We start from the raw sequence: 20,007 nt of genomic DNA, 5'->3' as shown, positions 1-20,007 counted from the left end.
TAATGTAAAATAATCCTTAAATCCGCTGCTAATTATTCATTATTTTATTTAATAAAAAAGAATTTTTTTCGGCCTTTTAAGCAAGTATGTTAAAAAAAAGTTACGATCAATTGTAATCTAATAGCAAAAATATTACCTTGCGGTTAAGAAAATTAAATAATTAACTATGAAGAAAAAGTTTACTAAACTGTTACTTTTTATTTTCTGCATTTTAACATTGGGTGCAAATGCTCAACAGAAAAAAATAACTGGTACAGTAACTGCAAAATCTGACGGTATCCCATTACCTGCAGTAAGCATTCTTGTCAAAGGATCAACTTTAGGAACCCAGACAGATAAAGATGGAAAGTATTCTATTCTGGTTCCAGAAAACTCAGTACTTATTTTTTCCTATGTCGGTTTTGTAACTAGGGAAATAAAAGCTGGAACTTCTACTGTTGTTAATATCAGTTTAGAGTCCGATGAAAAACAATTGGGTGAGGTTGTAGTAACAGCAATGGGTATTACTCGCGAGAGTAAATCATTAGGGTACTCGGCTCCAATTGTTAAAGGTGAGGAGTTGACAAAAGCGAGAGAAGTTAACGTTATTAATTCATTGGCAGGGAAAGTTGCCGGGGTAAAAGTTAGTTCTCAATCAGGTACTTTAGGAGGATCTTCGAAAATTATCATTCGAGGTGAGTCTTCATTAAATGGTAGTAGCCAACCTTTGTTCATTATTGATGGTATGCCAGTAGATAATGGTGCTCCTCAGATTTCCACTGTATCGAGTGGTGTTCCTCAGGGTACAGCGGGTGCAGACTTTGGTAACAGAGCGGCAGATATCAACGCTGAAGACATTGAAACAATGACAGTTCTAAAAGGAGCCGCAGCTACTGCACTTTATGGTGCACGTGCTAAGAGTGGTGCAATTGTGATTACAACAAAGAAAGGAGTTAAAGGCCAGTCTTCTGTAACCTTAAATTCTTCTTTTCGCTTTGATGATATTCTGAAAATGCCGGAGTTTCAAAATGAATATGCACAAGGTGTTCAAGGGACCTATAATATTGCTAATACCAATGGATGGGGACCTAAAATTAGTGAAGTACAGGATAAAACCTTTCCTAATTTCCTAAATCAACAGGTTAAGTTACAGGCTTTTGATGGTAATATTAAAGACTTTTTCCAAACTGGTAAATCATACATAAACTCAGTTTCGTTTGAGGGTGGTAATGAAAGCGGTGATTATCGTTTTAGTTATGCTAATACTAGTCAAGAAGGTATAATTCCTAATCAAAAATTTAATAGAAATAACATTTCATTAAATGCAGGTAAGTTAATTGGTAAGGACTTTAATATTAGAACAACTATTAATTACGCCAAATCGGGTGGTGATGGTCGTCCGGTTCAAAGTTCTAATAATCCCAATGTAATTATGCCTTTGATCTATGGTGTGCCAAGAACAGTAGATATGGACTTGTTGCGAAATAATTCCATTAATCCTGAAACGGGTCAGCAAATTACACTTACACCTTCAAGAAATGGTAACAATCCATTCTGGGTAGTCAATAATAATAACTTCTCTAATGATGTTAATCGTGTTTACGGTAATGTAATCTTAAGTTATAAAGTATTGAACTGGTTAACGCTTTCAGATAACCTTGGTGTTGACTATTATAATGAGTTCCGTCAAGGAAATACCAGAAATGGAACGATTGGGGCATTAACTGGTAACTTCTTTACAGCAAACATATATAATAGACTTATTAATAATGATTTTATTGCTACAGCGGATCATCAGATTACAAAAGATCTAGATATTAAAGTTATTGCAGGTACTAACGTGTACGAAACTTATTATCAAAGAGAGCAGTCTGATGCCCAAACTTTAACCGTAGATCAATTATATAATTTTGCCAACGCTGCGTCAGTGGTTACTACCAATACCTCAAATAAAGCCAGAATCCTTGGTTTGTATGGGGATGTTGGTTTGTCTTACAAGGGATTCTTATTCTTAAACGTAACAGGTAGGAATGACTGGAGTTCTACTTTGCCTGTTGAAAGCCGTTCTTATTTCTATCCATCAGTAAGTAGTGGTTTTGTATTTACGGAAATATTGCCTCAAAATAAGTGGTTAAACTATGGTAAATTAAGAGCGAGTTGGGCAAATGTTGGTAGCGGAACTGAGCCATACCAATTAGCATTTACTTATTCTCCTGTTACCTCAGCGTTTGCGCAGTATGGTTATGGATCTCAATTTCCTTTCAATGGAGTTTTAGCATTTAGCATTCCTGGTACAATTCCAAACTTTAATTTGAAACCTCAAAATCAGGTTACAACTGAGCTGGGTACTGAGTTAAGATTCTTAAACAGTCGTGTTAGGCTTGATGTAACTTATTATAATTCTAAAACAGAAGATCAAATTATTGCTTTAACACTTCCTCAGTCAACTGGTTTTGCCGCCAAAAGAACTAATGCGGGGTCGTTAATAAATAAAGGTTTTGAAGTTTCATTAGGTGTTGTTCCTTTAAAATCAAGATCATTGAATTGGAATGTTGATTTTAATTTTTCTCAAAATCAGCAAACTACAGAGCTTCCTGGTGAGGTAACTGCCTATACTTTACAAAGTGGTTGGAGTGGTTTAGTGGTTAAAACACGCACAGGTGAGTCGTTCGGTATTTTCGGATCGGCTTGGGAAAGAGATCCTGATGGTAATATTGTAATTGATGCAGCTACTGGTTTAAGAAAAACCAAATTAGATCAGCGTTTAGGAAGTATTAATCCTGATTGGATGTTGGGTATTAACAACTCTATCGATTATAAAGGATTTAACTTGAGCTTTTTGGTTGATATTAGACAAGGTGGTGTAGTGTATTCTAATACTGTTTCAACGCTTAGAACTTTAGGATTAGCAAAAGAAACCTTAGCCAACAGAGGAAGTATCTTTATTGATAAAGGAGTTGTTAAACAAGGCAATGAATATGTGCCAAATACAGTTCCAGTTCAAAGTATGCAAGATTTTTGGGGCCAATTTTCAACTTCAAACACAGAGGCGAATATATTTGATGCTTCATACGTGAAATTAAGGGAGATAAAATTATCCTATAAGGTTCCAGCTAGATTTCTTGATAAAACAGCCAAATTTATTAAAGGCTTAGATATTGGTGTTGAAGGTAGAAACTTGTGGATTATCAATGATCATGTGCCTCACGTAGATCCTGAAGTAAATTTCTTCGGACCTGGTAGTTTGGCTGATGGTGTCGAATTTAACTCAGCTCCATCAACAAGATCATTCGGATTTAATTTACGTGTTAAAATTTAATAGAATTTAAGGTATGAAAAGAAAACTTTTATATGTTTTTTTGGGTGTTTTAACATGTGCTACGACACTTCCTTCTTGCGATAAATATTTAGATATCAATCAGAATCCAAATACAGCAGAAAGGGTTGATCCCAAACTTTTGTTTTCGTTTGCTAGTACATCCTATATAAACCTAAGGTCAGGTGGTGACTTGTATATCCCGATGGCCTTAGCTGGTCAGTCCATCACCACTGGAGGTAATAATCCAACTGGTTGGGGTACTCCAAGTGAAGAACAATACCAGATTTCAACATTTAGTTTAAGTAATCCTTGGAGAGCTTATTACACAACTATTGGTGCAAACTTAAAGCAAGCTATATCTTTAGCAGAAAGTGCTTCTCCAAAAAATAATAATGCTGCAGCTCAGTGTAAGATTTTACTCGCATTGGTTGCTTATGAAATTACCACAGTTTATGGTGATATTCCTTTTTCGGAAGCATGGAATGTGGATATTACCTATCCTAAGTTTGATTCACAACAATCTGTTTTAAATGGTTCAATTGCTTTAATTGACGATGCTTTGGCTCAGTTTGATGATGCAAGTTCTTTAAAGATTTCTGATTATGATCTTTTTTATAAAGGAGATCTTTCTAAATGGAAAAGACTGGCTAAGTCGGTAAAGCTTAGAACTTTGATGACCATGGTTGATAAAGATCCGTCTGTTGCAACTAAAATTGGTCAGATGGTAACGGAAGGTGGTTTGATAAATTCATCAGGTGATAATTTAAAGATTGCTTATCAAACTACATCCGGTAAAAAGAATCCAAAGTTTGCTATTAATGAGCAATATAATGGAGGACAAAACTTCTTTTTTGGATCTAAATACGTTGTAGATTTTATGCGTAATCTTAACGATCCTCGACTTCCTAAGTTCTTTTCTAAGCCAGCTGAAGCAGATAATTATTATGGTATTGAACCAGGCGCAGATGGTGATGATAAACATGATGTTCGTATTTCAAATGCATTGCAAGCTGCTGATGCTCCAGAGGTAATTTTTACATACCAGGAAGAATTGTTTTATGAAGCTGAAATTCACGCAAGAGGACTTGGTGTTCCTACTGATCTTGCAGTAGCAAACACACTTTATAAAAAGGCTGTGGAAGAATCTTGTAAGTCTTATGGAATTGATGCAACATCTGCTGCAACGTTTGCTACAGCATTGCCAAATCTTTCAACGGTTCCTACACCAGTTGCATTAATCAATATGCACCATTGGGTTGATAAAATGGATCGTGGAGTTGATGCATTTACTCAATGGAGGAGATCTGGTTCCGAAGGACACGAGGTGCCAATGTTAGGGTTGCCAATTAACGCGCCAGCTGGTGGTTTATTCAGAAGATACGAATATCCAACAACTGAGCTATCGGCAAACCCTAGTGCTCCTAAAGAATTAATAAAGTATCATGAGAAAATGTGGTTTGATTTATAAGAGATTAATTATGAGAAAAATATTGTTTTTGTTTTCAGTTATTTCAGTTGTTTTATTGCAATCTTGTGAAAAAGATTCTCCTGGAGATAACTATGAATTTACTAATACACTGCCACCATATGTTACTATTCAAAGTTTAAAGACTGTAACGGTTGTGGCAGGAGAGTCTGCTACAGTAAACTTACAAATGAGAACAAGCTTGCAGCAAAAAGTAACTGCAACTTATAAAGTTGATGGGGCTATTAAGCTTAACGACCAAACAGTTGTTATCGAACGGGATAAAACAACCGCTTCTATATCAATTTTGGTTCCAGCTGAATTGGCTGTTGGGTCGGAATCTACATTAACGTTAGTTAAAGCTGTTACAGAAAGTGGAGAAACTTTGACAATTGGACAGGACAATGTGGCTGCTAATCAAAAAGTTAAAATAGTTGTAAAATAATCCATCTTCTTATAACTAAAAAAGGGGCGCTAATCACGCCCCTTTTTTTATTAAGTAAATTTTGGATCTAATTGAAAGTGGAAATAATGTCTCGTTTTTGTGATAAATAATTGTATTTATTTGGTACTTCGTGAAATATTATTTTCAGTATTTGATGCTTTTCGGCATATAATTGTGTTTAGTATTAATAATTTGAATTATGATATTTTCTTTGATAGTCCTATTTGATTGCAATTTTTGGTGTAATTGACACGCTTTTTTATAATTATCCCAATGTTAAGTCTGTGTAAATGAATTAGATCAAAAAAATTACATCATATTTGGTTAGTGTACTAAAGTTGTTACTTTGGCGACTTAAAATCATAAATTTTAAAAGTATGAAAGAGAAGTTTACAAAATTTTTAGTACTCCTTTTTTCGCTGGCTACCTTGAGCACGTATGCACAGCAGAAAAAAGTATCGGGTACTGTAACAGCAAAATCCGATGGATTGCCTCTGCCTGCGGTTAGTGTGGTAGTAAAAGGTACTTCATTAGGTACTCAAACAGATGCTGATGGAAAGTATTCTATCAGTGTACCAAATGGAGGCTCAATCGTTTTTACTTATGTCGGTTTTCAATCGCGTGAGGTAAAAGTAGGTGCTACTTCTACCATTAACATTGCAATGGAATCTGATGAACGCCAATTAGGAGAAGTGGTTGTAACTGCTATGGGTGTTCAAAGAAAGAAAAATGAGTTGCCTTACGCTGCACAACAGGTAAAGGGTGAAGACATTAGTAAAGCACGCGATGCAAACTTTGTTAATTCACTTTCTGGTAAAGTAGCAGGTTTAGAGATTCGTAAAAACAATACAATGGGAGGTTCTACCAACATCGTATTGCGCGGTTCTAAATCATTAACTGGTAATAACCAAGCATTATTCGTTGTGGATGGAGTTCCTTATGATAACTCAAATACGAATACTACTGACCAAAAAACTGGTAGAGGTGGTTATGACTATGGTAATGCTGCTGCTGATATAAACCCGGATGATATTGAATCAATTAACGTTTTGAAGGGTGCGGCTGCTACAGCTTTATATGGTTCTCGTGCTTCTAATGGTGTGGTAATGGTAACCACCAAAAAAGGATCCAAAGGTATGGGTATTACAATTAATTCAGGTGTTACTGTAGGTAGCCTGGATAAGAGTACTTTCCCTAAATACCAAAAACAGTATGGTGCTGGTTATGGTAAATATTATGGTCCAGATCCTGATAATGACCCTAAATGGTTCAATGAAGGTGATGTGAACGGAGATGGAGTAACTGACCTTATTGTTCCTTTTTATGAAGATGCTTCTTGGGGCGCTAAGTTTGATTCAAATTTAATGGTTTATGATTGGGCATCTTTTGACCCAACTTCTTCAAGTTATGGTAAACCTCGTCCTTGGGTTGCTGCGGCTAACGATCCCACAACATTTTTTGAAAACCCTGTAGCTATTAACAATAGTATCATGGTTGATGGTGGTGGTGAAAAAGGCTACTATAAATTTGGTTATGTAAATAACCATGAAAATGGTATGCTGCCTAACAGTAAAATAGATAAGAATATCTTCAACTTTGGAGCGTCTTATAAAATTACTGATAAATTAACCACAACCGCTACTATTAATGCATCGAAAACTGCTGCAACTGGTCGTTATGGAACTGGTTATGATGATAAAAACATTGCAAACAACTTCAGACAGTGGTGGCAAAATAACGTTGATATTAAAGAGCAAAAAGATGCTTATTTCAGAAACAGAGATAATGTTACCTGGAACTGGGCTAGTGCAACTAACTTAAAACCTATTTTCTGGGATAACCCATATTTTTCTCGTTATGAAAACTATGAGAATGATAGTCGCACCCGCTTCAACGGAAATTTTAGCCTAAGCTACAAGCTTACAAGTTGGATGGATGTGATGGGAAGAGCCGCTATCGACTCTTATTCAGAAACTCAAGAAGAAAGACAGGCTTATGGTAGTGTTACTACTTCAGCTTATTCGAACTTTAAGAGAAATTTTGACGAGTATAACTATGACTTATTAGTTAACTTTAATAAAAATATTTCACCTGCTTTAACATTCAAAGGATTAGTAGGTGGTAATATCAGAAAAACCAATATTTCAACAATTGATGCAACTACTAACGGTGGTTTAGTTGTTCCTAGATTGTATTCATTGTCAAACTCGGCAAGTCCAGTACAACCTCCTTTAGAAACAGCTCCTAGAGAGCAGGTAAATGGTATTTTCGCTAGTGCATCTTTTGGCTATAAAGAGCTCTTATTCTTAGATCTTACCGGTCGTCGTGATCAGTCATCAACTTTGCCTTCGGCTAATAATACTTATTATTATCCATCAGCTTCGTTGGGCTTTGTATTCTCTAAGTTCACAGCTGCCACAGCTCCTTGGATTTCATTAGGTAAAGTAAGATTAAACTATGCTGAAGTAGGTGCGAGTGCTCCTGCAAGCAGCTTGGTTGATGTTTATAAGAAGCCTTTGGATAATGATGGTAATCCATATAGCAGCTTTGGTTCTACTCCATTGTACGTGGTATCTACTACTAAAAATAACGGAGATTTAAAACCTGAGCGTACTAAGAGCTCTGAAATTGGTTTGGAAATGTCATTTGTTGATCAACGCTTAGGTTTTGATGTAACCTATTACAAGCAAAATACTGTTGATCAGATTGTACCTCTTCCAGTTTCAAGAGCAACAGGTTATGATCGTATGTATGTAAATGCTGGTAATATTGAAAACAAAGGTATTGAGGTGTCTGCATTCGGTACTGCAATTAAAACTCCTTCATTTTCTTGGCAGATTAACTTAAACTGGTCAAGAAATAGAAACAAGGTTGTTGAATTACCTGGTGTTGATAACTTGTTGTTAGCAAGTATGCAAGGTGGTGTTTCAATTAATGCAGCTTTAGGTGAGCCTTACGGTACTATCAGAGGTGGTAACTTCGTATTTGATGATAACGGCAATAAAGTAGTTATTGATAACTCTAAAGACAACAATCCTGATAATGATGCATTAAATGGTTTCTACCAAGCATCAGCAACTTCAAATGAAATCATTGGAAATATTAATCCTGATTGGATTGGCGGTATGACTAATAGTTTCAGGTATAAAAACTTGGCATTTAGCTTTTTGATTGATGTTCGTCAAGGTGGTCAAGTATTTTCATTAGACCAGTATTACGGATTGGCTACTGGTATGTATGAAGAAACTGCTGGCTTAAATGATTTAGGAAATCCTGTTAGAAATCCTAAGAGTGAGGGTGGAGGTGTTATACTTCCTGGTGTTAAGCCTGATGGAACTCCAAACGATATCAGAGTTAGTGCTACTAACTTTGGAACATTTGGTTACCGTCGTAATCCTGCTGCTGCCTTTGTTTACGATGCTAGTTTTGTTAAGTTAAGAGAGATGTCGTTGACTTATTCTTTACCTGCAAGTGTAGTTTCTCGTATTGCTCCATTTAAAGGAATTGACCTTTCATTAATTGGAAGAAACTTATGGATTATCCACAAAAATCTTCCGAATGCAGATCCAGAAGATGGTATGAGTTCAGGTAACGTTCAAGGTTATCAGGTTGGTAGCTATCCAACAGCAAGAACCTTTGGATTTAATGTGAAATTGAAATTCTAATAGTACGAATTATGAAAATGAAAAAAATCTATATAGTGGTTGCTTCGGTTATTATGCTAACGTCTTGTATTAAAGACGATCTAAACGATGATACGAAGAACCCATCAACAGTACCGGCGGAAACAATATTTGCCTCAGCTCAAAAAAGTTTGACGGATATTATGACCAGCTCTAACGTTAACAGAAACGTTTTTAGGTTAATAACTCAGCAATGGCAGGAAACTACTTATACTGATGAAAGTAACTATGATCTGACTACAAGAAATATTCCTCAAACATTTTGGAATATTATGTATCGTGACGTTCTAAAAAACTTTTCAGAATGTAAGAAGTTAGTAGCTGCTGATAATGATGTTCACACTGATCAACTTGCTAAAACTAATAAGCTGGCGGAAATTGAGCTAATGGAAGTATATGCCTATTCTGTATTAGTAAATACGTATGGTAACGTTCCATATTCTCAAGTTTTTGATACAAACAATCCTCATCCTAAGTATGATGATGCAAAAACTATTTATCTTGATTTATTAGCACGTATCGATAAAGCATTAGGTACAATGAATGCTGCAGGTGCTGGTTTTGACGATAGTGATATTATTTACGGCGGTAATGCATCAAAATGGATCAAATTTGGCAATACACTTAAAGTGAAAATTGCAATGACTATTGTAGATGTAGAACCTGCAGTGGCTAAAGCAGCAGTTGAAGCAGCTTACAATAAAGGATTCACGTCAAATGCCGATAACGCTGTTTTAAAGTATCTTGGAGCCTATCCTAATACAAACCCTATTTGGGAAGATTTAGTAAGAAGCGGTCGTTATGATTTTGTTGCGGCAAAAACAATTGTTGATCAAATGAATACTTTAAATGATCCTCGTCGTCAGTTCTACTTCTCAACAGTTGGAGGCGCTTACAAAGGTGCTACTCCTGGTGCAAGCAGTAACTACGATTCATTTTCACATGCTGGTGAAATTTTCTTTGATCCAACAATGCCTGCATTACTATTAGATTATTCAGAGCTTGAATTCTATTTAGCAGAAGCTAAGGCGCTTAATTGGACTTTGGTTACTGGAACAGCAGAAGAACATTATAATAATGCAATTAGAGCTTCAATTATCTATTGGGGAGGAAGTACTGATGATGTTAGTGCTTATCTAAGTAATCCAGATGTAGCATATTCAACAGCTGCCGGTAATTACAAGCAAAAAATTGGTATGCAGAAATTTATTGCATTATATAATAGAGGCTATGATGCTTGGACTGAGTGGAGAAGATTAGACTATCCTAAAATTTCTCCAGCGGTTGATGCTATTTCTGGAATACCTGTTCGTTATACTTATCCTGCTCAAGAACAAAATCTGAACACTGATAAATATAATGAGGCTTCTGCAGCAATTGGTGGTGATAAAGTTGAAACCAAACTGTTTTGGGATAAAGCTGACCAATAAGAATCCATTTCTAACACTATAACTAAGAAGGTTGTCACATTATGTGGCAACCTTTTTTATTATAAATGACTTACATCATACAATTCTTCGTTTGATACCTTATTTATTCTACCTTTGCGGCAAAATTTATACAGCATGGAAAAGAAACGTAATACTATTTCATCGTTTATGGAAAAGTACTACCTGCATTTCAACGCTGCGGCGATGGTAGATGCGGCAAAGGCTTACGAAAAACACCTTGAAGAAGGAGGTAAAATGATGATCACGCTGGCGGGAGCGATGAGTACAGCTGAAATGGGTAAGATTTTAGCCGAAATGATCCGTCAAGGCAAGGTTGATATTATCTCTTGTACTGGTGCCAACCTAGAAGAAGATATTATGAACCTGGTAGCTCATAATAGCTACAAACGTGTTCCTAATTATCGTGACCTGAGCCCTCAGGAAGAATGGGATTTATTAGAAAATGGGTTTAATCGTGTTACTGATACCTGTATTCCTGAAGAAGAAGCATTCCGTCGCCTTCAAAAACACATTTTCCATCAATGGAAGTCTGCCCAAGATAAAGGTGAGCGCTACCTTCCACATGAGTTCATGTATAAGATGCTACTTTCTGGTGACTTGGAACAATACTATGAAATTGATCCTAAGGACAGTTGGATGTTAGCAGCTGCTGAACGCAACCTTCCTATTATTTGTCCAGGATGGGAAGACTCTACAATGGGTAATATCTTCGCTTCATACTGTATAAAAGGACAGCTAAATCCTTCGACCATGAAGTCAGGTATTGAATATATGACCTACTTATCTGATTGGTACATCAAGAATTCAGGAGGTAAAGGTGTAGGCTTCTTCCAGATAGGTGGTGGTATTGCAGGAGATTTTCCAATTTGTGTAGTTCCAATGCTATATCAGGACATGGAAATGGAAACTATTCCATTCTGGAGTTATTTCTGCCAGATCTCTGATTCAACCACAAGTTATGGATCGTATTCAGGCGCTGTTCCAAATGAGAAAATTACGTGGGGAAAATTGGACATTCATACACCAAAATTCATCATTGAATCGGATGCCACTATTGTTGCTCCCCTCATTTTTGCCTGGTTATTAGACATGTAAATTATTTACTGATATATATCAATAGCTGCTTCATGGCGGCTATTGTGTTGATTGTAAGTAGTTTATTTATATGGAAATAGCTTTATTTAGAATAGTTATAAATTGATAAAAAGTGTCACACTATTGCCATAGACACACTTTTATACCTATTTTTGTGCGCTAAATGTTAATTAGGAGTGAAATCATTTTTCGTTGAGCTAACATTTTGATTATAAGTTCGTAATATATAGTAGAATTACATAGAGCATGAGTAAGAACTCGAACGTTTTTTTGAAAACTTGTCTGAAAAAAGGTGCATTAATCCTCACAATCGCCTTTTTAAGCGTTGCGCAAGCCTTTGCTGCCGACCCTAAGGAAGGGGAAACGCTCTTTAAAGCTAACTGTACTTCTTGTCACGCCATTGGCAAACGTGTAGTAGGTCCTGCATTAAAGGATATCCACAAAACCAGAGATGAAGCGTGGTTAGTTAAATGGATTCACAACTCACAGGAATTGGTGAAAGCCGGTGATCCTGAAGCAGTGAAAATATTTAATGAGTACAATCAACAGGTAATGACCGCATTTCCTAATCTTTCTGAAGATAACGTGAAGTCAATCTTGGCTTACGTTGCCCAAGAAAGTGAAGCACTGGATAAAGCTGCTGCAGCTGGTCCTGCTGCTGGTGCCCAAGGTGCTGCTGAAAAAGGGAATGATAAATACACTGTTATCGGCTTATTAGGTCTTGTTGTTGTATTGTTTTTAGTAATTGTGGTGTTAAACCGTGTTATTAAAACTTTAGAGCAATTAGTATTAAGTAAAAAAGCAGAATTAACTGCAGAGGAAGGTGAAGAAGAAGAAGAAGAGGAACAGCCTTCAAAATTTGCTGAAACGTTTAAGAAACTTGCTTCAAATAAAAAGGTAATTGCATTAGTTGTAGTTCTTGTTTTGATCGTAGGTTCTGCATGGTCATGGAACGTAATGTGGAATGTAGGTATAACTCAAAACTATCAACCTGCTCAACCAATTAAATTCTCCCACAAAGTACACGCTGGTGTTAACCAAATTAACTGTCAGTACTGTCACTCAGGAGCTTGGAAAAGTAAAAATGCCAGTATTCCATCTGCAAATGTTTGTATGAATTGTCACAATCAGATCAGCGAATATAAAGGCGAGCCTTTGTTTGATGCTGATGGTGAGAAAATCGATGGAACTGCTGAGATCCAAAAAATCTATGCAGCATTAGATTATGATCCAAGTACTCAGAAATATGGCACTAATCAACGTCCTATTGAATGGGTTCGTATTCACAATTTACCTGACTTTGCTTACTTCAATCACTCACAACACGTAAAAGTTGCTGAAGAGTCAATTCGTGCTGCGAAAGGATTAAAAGCAGAAGATCCGGTATGTTATGCTTGTCATGGTGAAATTGCCAAAATGGACGAAGTATTCCAGGCATCTCAGTTAACCATGAAATGGTGTGTTGACTGTCACCGTAGTACAGAAATGAAACATGCTCCTAAGAACCACTATTATGACGGTATGGTTGAACTTCATGAGCGAATCAAGAAGGGTGAGAAAGTTACCGTTGCCGAAATGGGTGGCCTTGAGTGTGCTAAATGTCATTATTAATTATTAAAAGACTCTTACGATTATAAATGGAAAGCAATAACAAAACATACTGGAAAGGTTTAGAGGAGTTGAATCCTACGCCTGAGTTTGAAGCTTTACAGAAAAGAGAATTTGCTGAAGACTTACCAATTGAAGAGATCCTTTCAGGTAAAGCGAGTGATAACTCGGTTATGCCTCGTCGCGATTTCTTAAAGTCACTGGGTTTTGGTGTAGGTGCGGTAGCATTAGCTGCATGTAACAAAACTCCTGTAAATAAGGCTGTTCCTTACTTAATTAAACCGGAGGAAATTACTCCGGGTATTCCTAACTACTATACTGGTATCGCAAAAGATGGTTATGGTATCTTAGTTAAAACCCGCGAAGGTCGTCCGATCAAGGTAGAAGGTAATCCAAGCTGTCCAATCGGTCAGGGTGGTGTTGATGCAGCAGGTCATGCTTCAGTAATTGACCTTTATGATTCTACTAAATTACAATCACCTTTATTAAAAGGTCGCGAATCTTCATGGGAAGATGTTGATACCTTTGTTAAAGAGCAATTAACCAAGGTTGCTGCAAGTGGCAAAAAGGTTGTTATCTTAACAGATTCAATCAACAGCCCTACTACAAATGCTGTTATTGCTGATTTTATCAAAACGTACCCAACTGCAAAACAAGTTACTTATGATGCAGTTTCGTACTCTGGTATTATCAACGCAAACAAAAACAGTTTCGAGAAAGCAGTAGTTCCTACTTATAAATTTGAGAACGCAGATGTTATCGTGAGTTTCGGTGCCGATTTCTTAGGTAGCTGGATTTCACCGGTAGAATTTGCTCGTCAATATGCTTCAAAACGTAACGCTGCTTACTTAAAAGCGCATAAAGCTATGTCACGTCACATTCAGTTTGAAACTGAATTGTCATTGACTGGTTCTAATGCTGACGTTCGTATTCCTGTTCGTCCTTCACAATCAGGTTTAGCACTTATCGGTTTATACAACAACATTGCAAAATTGGCTGGAGTTCAGTCTTTCAGTGTTGAAACTCCTGAATTTGCAGGTAACATCATTGCTAAAACAGCTAAAGAACTTTGGGATAACAAAGGAAAATCACTAGTTGTTGCAGGTTCAAATGATGTTTCTACTCAAATCCTTGTAAATGCTATTAACTCATTGTTGGGTAACTACGGTACAACAATCGATTTAGATAATGCTAGTCAATTATATAAAGGTAGTGATGCTGAAGTAATTGAATTAGTAAATGAAATGAACAGAGGCGAAGTAGGTGCATTATTTATATACGGTGTTAACCCACTTTACTCGTATCCTAAAGCAGCTGATTTCGCAGCAGGTTTAAAGAAAGTAGCTTTAAAAGTTTCTTTTGCTGAGCGTGAAGATGAAACAGCTAAAGGTTTTGACGTAATTGCTCCTGATCACCACTCATTAGAAGCGTGGACTGATGCAGAGCCTCGCAAAGGTGTGTTCTTGATTGGTCAGCCAACTATCAATCCAATTTATGATACTCGTTCAGCTCAGAAAAGCTTATTAGTTTGGGCTAACAATACAGTAGAGTATATTGATTATGTGAAAAATGTTTGGAATACCACTATTTTCCCTCAGGTAGGTGCAGGAGTATTCCAGGTTCAATGGGACGATTTGTTACGTGCAGGTTTTGTTAAAACTGCAGGTGCTCCGGCTCAACCTTATACATTCACTAAAGACTTAAGTACAGTTATTTCAACTATTACCAGTAACAGCAAAGCTGAAGCAGGCAAAGTAGAGTTAACTGTTTATAAACATACGAACCTTGGTGATGGACGCAATGCTAATAATCCGTTATTGCAAGAATGTCCTGATCCTATTTCAAAAGTTACTTGGGATAACTACGTTGCTATTTCTCCTAAATATGCAAAAGAGCAAGGTATTAAAGAAGGTGATGTATTAGAGGTTAAAGGTGCTGGATATAGCGTAACTTTACCAGTGTTGTTACAACCTGGTCAGGCATATGCTACAGCTTCTATCGCTTTAGGTTATGGTCGTACTGATGCAGGTAAGGCAGGTAACGAAGTGGGTAAGAATGCGTTCCCATTTGTAAGTGTTGTTAATGGAAGCTTGCAAAACTTTAACGCAGTTACAATCAGAAAAACTGGTGATTCTTATGAGTTAGCACAAACTCAAACTCACCATTCAATTGAAGGTCGTGATATCGTAAGAGAAACTACAGTTTCTGAATATGCTAAAGATCCTTCAGCTGGAAGTCACGGTCATCATGATCTATCAACTTTGGCTGAAACTGATGAAAAAGGTAATGCTAAACGTGATAAACATGGTAACCTTAAGTTATTAAACCTGTGGGAAGACAAAGAGAAAAGAGGTCACCACTGGGGTATGGCTATCGACCTGAACGCTTGTACAGGTTGTGGTTCATGTATCATCAGCTGTAACATTGAAAACAACGTTGCAGTAGTTGGTCGTGATGAGGTTCGCCGTCGTCGTGAAATGCACTGGTTACGTATTGACCGCTACTATTCAGAAGTATCAGAAGGTACAGAAGGTTACATGGGCAAAGACAGCAAAGAAGAGGCCATTGAAGTAATTCACCAGCCGATGCTTTGTCAGCACTGTGATCACGCTCCTTGTGAGACTGTTTGTCCGGTATTGGCAACCATGCACTCTTCAGAAGGTTTAAATCAAATGGCTTATAACCGTTGTTTCGGTACTCGTTACTGCGCAAACAACTGTCCATACAAAGTTCGTCGTTTCAACTGGTTCAACTACGCTGATAATGACAAATTTGATTACTATATGAACAATCCAATGGGTAAATTAGTGTTAAATCCTGATGTTACCGTTCGTTCACGTGGTGTTATGGAAAAATGTTCTATGTGCGTACAACGTATTCAGGCTGGTAAACTACAAGCTAAGATGGAAAACCGTCCGTTAAAAGATGGAGATATCAAAACTGCTTGTCAGCAATCTTGTCCTTCAAACGCTATCATTTTTGGTGATATCAATGATCCAAACAGTGAAGTATCGAAATTACTTCACAATGAGCGTACGTTCTACGTATTAGAATCAATCGGTGTTCAACCTGGTATCGGCTACTTAACCGCTGTTCGTAACAAAGAAAAAGTTTCGGAACATGGTCATGGAGGTCACGGTCACGAGGCTAAAGCAGAGAGTCATTCATAATTTTAAAGTTTCTAAACTCACGATATTATGCACGAGTCAATTATTAGAAAGCCTTTGGTAACCGGTACGCCAACCATGCATACCATTACCGAAGATGTTTGCCGCCCGCTCGAAAACAAGCCAACAAAGGCGTGGTGGATAGGTTTTTCCCTGGCCTTCGCAGGGTTGGTTTTATGGTTAATCAGTTTTGGTTACACTACGTGGGTTGGTCTTGGCGCCTGGGGTTTGAATAAAACCGTAGGATGGGCATGGGATATTACCAACTTCGTTTGGTGGGTTGGTATCGGTCACGCGGGAACCTTGATTTCTGCGGTACTATTACTATTCCGTCAGAGTTGGCGTAACTCAATTAACCGTTCAGCAGAGGCGATGACTATCTTCGCCGTTATCTGTGCTGCTACTTATATTATTGCTCACATGGGCCGTCCATGGTTGGCATACTGGGCTTTCCCTTTACCGAATCAGTTCGGTTCATTATGGGTAAACTTTAACTCTCCACTTATCTGGGACGTATTCGCGATCTCGACCTATTTCTCGGTATCGTGTTTATTCTGGTTTGTTGGTTTGTTGCCTGATATCGCTACTGTTCGTGACCGTGCTACAGGTGTTCGCAAACAAGTATATTCAGTTTTAAGTATGGGCTGGACTTCATCAGCTCGCAGTTGGATCCGTTTTGAGTCAATCTCTTTGATTCTTTCTGGTATCTCAACTCCACTAGTACTTTCTGTACACACCATTGTATCATTTGACTTTGCAACTTCGGTAATTCCGGGATGGCACACGACCATTTTCCCTCCTTACTTCGTTGCTGGTGCGATTTTCTCTGGTTTTGCAATGGTACAAACCCTGTTATTGATTGCTCGTGTAGTATTAAAACTAGAAAACTATATTACCCTTTATCACATTGAATTGATGAATATCATCATCTTGGTAACGGGTTCTATCGTAGGTGTTGCATACCTTACTGAGTTATTCATCGCATGGTACTCAGGTGTTGAATACGAACAATATGCATTCTTAAACCGTGTTGCCGGTCCTTACTGGTGGGCATACTGGACAATGATGACTTGTAACGTAATTTCACCTCAGTTAATGTGGTTCAAAAAATTACGTACCAGTTTAGTGTTTACCTTCATTATTTCAATTGTAGTAAACATTGGTATGTGGTTCGAGCGTTTCGTAATTATCGTAACCTCACTTCACAGAGATTACTTACCATCTTCATGGGCAATGTTTACTCCTACAGTGGTTGACGTTGGTTTATACGTTGGTTCGATAGGTTTATTCTTCACCTTATTCTTATTGTTCATCCGTTACCTTCCTTCGGTTGCGATGGCAGAGGTGAAGTTATTATTGAAACACTCAAGTGAAGAGGCAAAATTAAAAGCAAAACACCACTCACATGCTACTGAGCACGTTGTAATAGCTACAACTGCTAGTATCAAGAAAGGAGAGTCAAATGAAGAATAAAAAATTCGCCATCGGATTATTCGACGATGAGGATGTACTGAAATCAGGCATCACATCAATTCAGAACAAAGGACAAAAGATTTACGACGTTTACACTCCTTATCCTGTTCACGGTTTAGAGAACGTATTTTTTGTTCCACGTTCACGCCTGCCTATCGCAGCATTTTGCTTCGGTTGTTTAGGTTTCTCATTGGCATTCCTGATGATGTGGTACATGATCACTTATGATTGGCCGATGGATATTGGTGGTAAACCAAATTTCCCAATTGTGAGTTTCATTCCAATCTTGTTTGAGTGGACCGTATTGTTTGCTTCATTCGGTATGGGTTTCACCTTCTTCATGGCTAATCGTTTAATTCCTGGGGCTACTCCAAGAGTTATGGATGAGCGTGCAACAGACGATCGTTTTGTTGTAGCTATCGAAGTAGATACAAACAACGAAGAAGCTTTAGCTAATTTATTTACACAGTCAGGTGCTGTAGAGGTTAAATACAAAACGTTTTAATTGCCAATGATTATGTTAAAAAATAAAATGAGAGGCGTTTTAGTAATGGGTTTAACCGCCGCAGTTGCTTTGACTTCCTGCTCAAAGGTTAAACGTGATCCGGGATTTGAATACGCTCCACAGATGTATCGTCCTGTTGCTTACAATCCGGATCAAAAGAATGCTGCTTTTGCTGATGGTAAAACTGCTCAAACTCCTGTTGCCGGAACTATTCCGCAAAATTTTGAATCGTTCCATTATCCTCATACACCAGAAGGTTATGAAGCTTCCGGTGCTGAATTGAAAAGCCCTATTGCTCATACTGAGGCTAGCTTAGCAGAAGGTAAACAGTTGTTTTTAAATATGTGTTCTCACTGTCACGGTAAAACTGGTATGGCTGACGGACAAGTAGTTAAAAACGGTGGATTTCCGGCTCCTCCGGCATATAATTCAGCTCAGCTGAAAGATTTGTCAGAAGGTAAAATGTTCTATTCAATCACTTATGGTAAAGGAGCGATGGGTTCTCATGCTTCTCAGTTAAGTGCTACAGAGCGTTGGAAAGTAATTCAGTATGTTCAATTCCTTCAAAAACAATAATTTTTGGACTTTAAATTAAAATTCAATGCAACTAGATCTTTCAAAACAATTTGAGTTTTCAGGTAAAGCCAAAACATTAAGCATTGCTGCAATTATTATTGGAGTGGTGTGTGTAGGTATTGGCTTTGCAACAAATACTGAACGTACTTGGGCTAACTTGTTGGTTTGTGCATACTATATGACTTGTTTAAGTTTTGCTGGTGCAATGTTTATTGCAATTCAGTATGTAGCAAATGCAGGATGGGCAACAAGCATATTGCGTATTCCAAGTGCTTTCACTACAGTTATTCCTTTCGCGGGTGTAATTCTGTTTGCGGTTATCTTTGGTGGATTATATACTCACCAATTATATCATCACTGGCATGCAGAAGGAATTACTGATCCTAATAGTCCTCACTATGATCACCTGATCGCTGGTAAAGCAGCATGGTTAAATATGCCATTCTTCCTTACCCGTATTGCATTATATGTGATCGTTTGGGGAGCGTTCGTTTACTTTTTGAGAAAATTCACTTTACGTGAAGACTTAGAGGGTGGAATGAACAACTATAGTCAAAGTATTAAAGTATCAGCTATCTTTTTAGTGATCTTTGGTTTCACTTTCCCATTGTTCGCGTTCGATGCAATGATGTCTGTTGAAGCACATTGGTTCTCGACAATGTTTGGCTGGTGGAATTTGGCAGCTTTATGGGTTACAGGTCTTTCGGCAATTGCTTTAGTGGCAATTCTGTTAAAAGAAAATGGTTACTTACCTTGGTTTAACACAAGTCAGTTGCATGACTTAGGTAAACTGATGTTTGGTTTTACTATTTTCTGGACTTATACCTGGGTTGCTCAGTTCTTATTGATATGGTATGCAAATATTCCGGAAGAGTTAACGTATTTCGTGAATCGTTGGACCCCTGAGTATAAATTCCTATTCTGGTTAGATATTGTGATCTGCTTCTTGATTCCATTCCTTATGTTAATGACCAGCGATAGCAAGCGTAACTTCAAAACTATGAAGTGGGCTGCAATCATTATCCTTGTGGGCCACTGGTTAGATTATTATTTAATGGTTATGCCAGGATCTGTTGGTGCAGAACGCGGATTCAGTTTTTATGAGTTTGGTACTTTGATCGGTTTTGCAGGTTTGTTCACATTCTTTATGTTGAGAGGTTTGAGCAAAGCACCTTTGGCACCTAAAAACCATCCGTACCTCGAGGAGAGTACTCACCACCATATTCCAAATATCTAATCGT

At 37.5% G+C, this 20,007-nt stretch carries 12 protein-coding genes; all 12 read left to right on the top strand.

Annotation, left to right across the window (positions count from 1 at the left end; translation table 11 throughout):
- Positions 1-166: 166 nt before the first annotated feature.
- The 12 genes from SOLCA_RS16535 to SOLCA_RS16480 all read left to right on the top strand — a co-directional run bounded on the left by SOLCA_RS16535 (position 167) and on the right by SOLCA_RS16480 (position 20,003).
- Positions 167-3,298 (top strand): SusC/RagA family TonB-linked outer membrane protein, encoded by a 3,132-nt coding sequence (locus SOLCA_RS16535; RefSeq protein WP_014681605.1) that lies wholly within the window; start codon positions 167-169, stop codon positions 3,296-3,298.
- 13 nt (positions 3,299-3,311) lie between these two features.
- Entirely contained in the window at positions 3,312-4,766 is a 1,455-nt protein-coding gene (locus tag SOLCA_RS16530; RefSeq protein WP_014681604.1) for a SusD/RagB family nutrient-binding outer membrane lipoprotein, read from the top strand.
- A gap of 10 nt (positions 4,767-4,776) precedes the next feature.
- Complete coding sequence (locus SOLCA_RS16525; protein ID WP_014681603.1) at positions 4,777-5,208, top strand: hypothetical protein; 432 nt, start codon at positions 4,777-4,779, stop codon at positions 5,206-5,208.
- A gap of 377 nt (positions 5,209-5,585) precedes the next feature.
- Positions 5,586-8,873 (top strand): SusC/RagA family TonB-linked outer membrane protein, encoded by a 3,288-nt coding sequence (locus SOLCA_RS16520; RefSeq protein ID WP_014681602.1) that lies wholly within the window; start codon positions 5,586-5,588, stop codon positions 8,871-8,873.
- A gap of 17 nt (positions 8,874-8,890) precedes the next feature.
- A complete protein-coding gene (locus tag SOLCA_RS16515) occupies positions 8,891-10,321 on the top strand; it encodes a SusD/RagB family nutrient-binding outer membrane lipoprotein (protein WP_042481521.1) in 1,431 nt (476 codons plus the stop codon).
- Positions 10,322-10,456: 135 nt separating this feature from the next.
- Positions 10,457-11,437, top strand: coding sequence for a deoxyhypusine synthase family protein (locus tag SOLCA_RS16510; protein ID WP_014681600.1), 981 nt, complete (start codon positions 10,457-10,459; stop codon positions 11,435-11,437).
- 246 nt (positions 11,438-11,683) lie between these two features.
- Positions 11,684-13,048: a c-type cytochrome gene (locus SOLCA_RS16505; RefSeq protein WP_014681599.1), complete on the top strand. Its 1,365-nt coding sequence runs from the start codon at positions 11,684-11,686 to the stop codon at positions 13,046-13,048.
- Between the two features lie 26 nt (positions 13,049-13,074).
- Entirely contained in the window at positions 13,075-16,215 is a 3,141-nt protein-coding gene (locus tag SOLCA_RS16500) for a TAT-variant-translocated molybdopterin oxidoreductase (RefSeq protein WP_014681598.1), read from the top strand.
- Between the two features lie 27 nt (positions 16,216-16,242).
- Positions 16,243-17,685 carry an NrfD/PsrC family molybdoenzyme membrane anchor subunit gene (nrfD, locus tag SOLCA_RS16495; protein ID WP_014681597.1) on the top strand — a complete coding sequence of 481 codons (1,443 nt, stop codon included), beginning with the start codon at positions 16,243-16,245 and terminating at the stop codon, positions 17,683-17,685.
- Positions 17,675-18,190 (top strand): DUF3341 domain-containing protein, encoded by a 516-nt coding sequence (locus SOLCA_RS16490; protein ID WP_014681596.1) that lies wholly within the window; start codon positions 17,675-17,677, stop codon positions 18,188-18,190. The genes nrfD and SOLCA_RS16490 overlap by 11 nt, the downstream gene beginning before the upstream one ends.
- A gap of 12 nt (positions 18,191-18,202) precedes the next feature.
- On the top strand, positions 18,203-18,766 hold the full coding sequence (locus SOLCA_RS16485; RefSeq protein ID WP_014681595.1) for a c-type cytochrome: 564 nt from the start codon (positions 18,203-18,205) through the stop codon (positions 18,764-18,766).
- A 25-nt stretch (positions 18,767-18,791) separates the two neighbouring features.
- A complete protein-coding gene (locus SOLCA_RS16480; RefSeq protein ID WP_014681594.1) occupies positions 18,792-20,003 on the top strand; it encodes a hypothetical protein in 1,212 nt (403 codons plus the stop codon).
- The last annotated feature ends 4 nt before the right edge of the window (positions 20,004-20,007 follow it).

Source organism: Solitalea canadensis DSM 3403, from assembly GCF_000242635.2.
In the GTDB taxonomy this organism is placed as follows: Bacteria; Bacteroidota; Bacteroidia; order Sphingobacteriales; family Sphingobacteriaceae; genus Solitalea; species Solitalea canadensis.
This window is presented reverse-complemented; position numbering and strand designations above follow the sequence as displayed.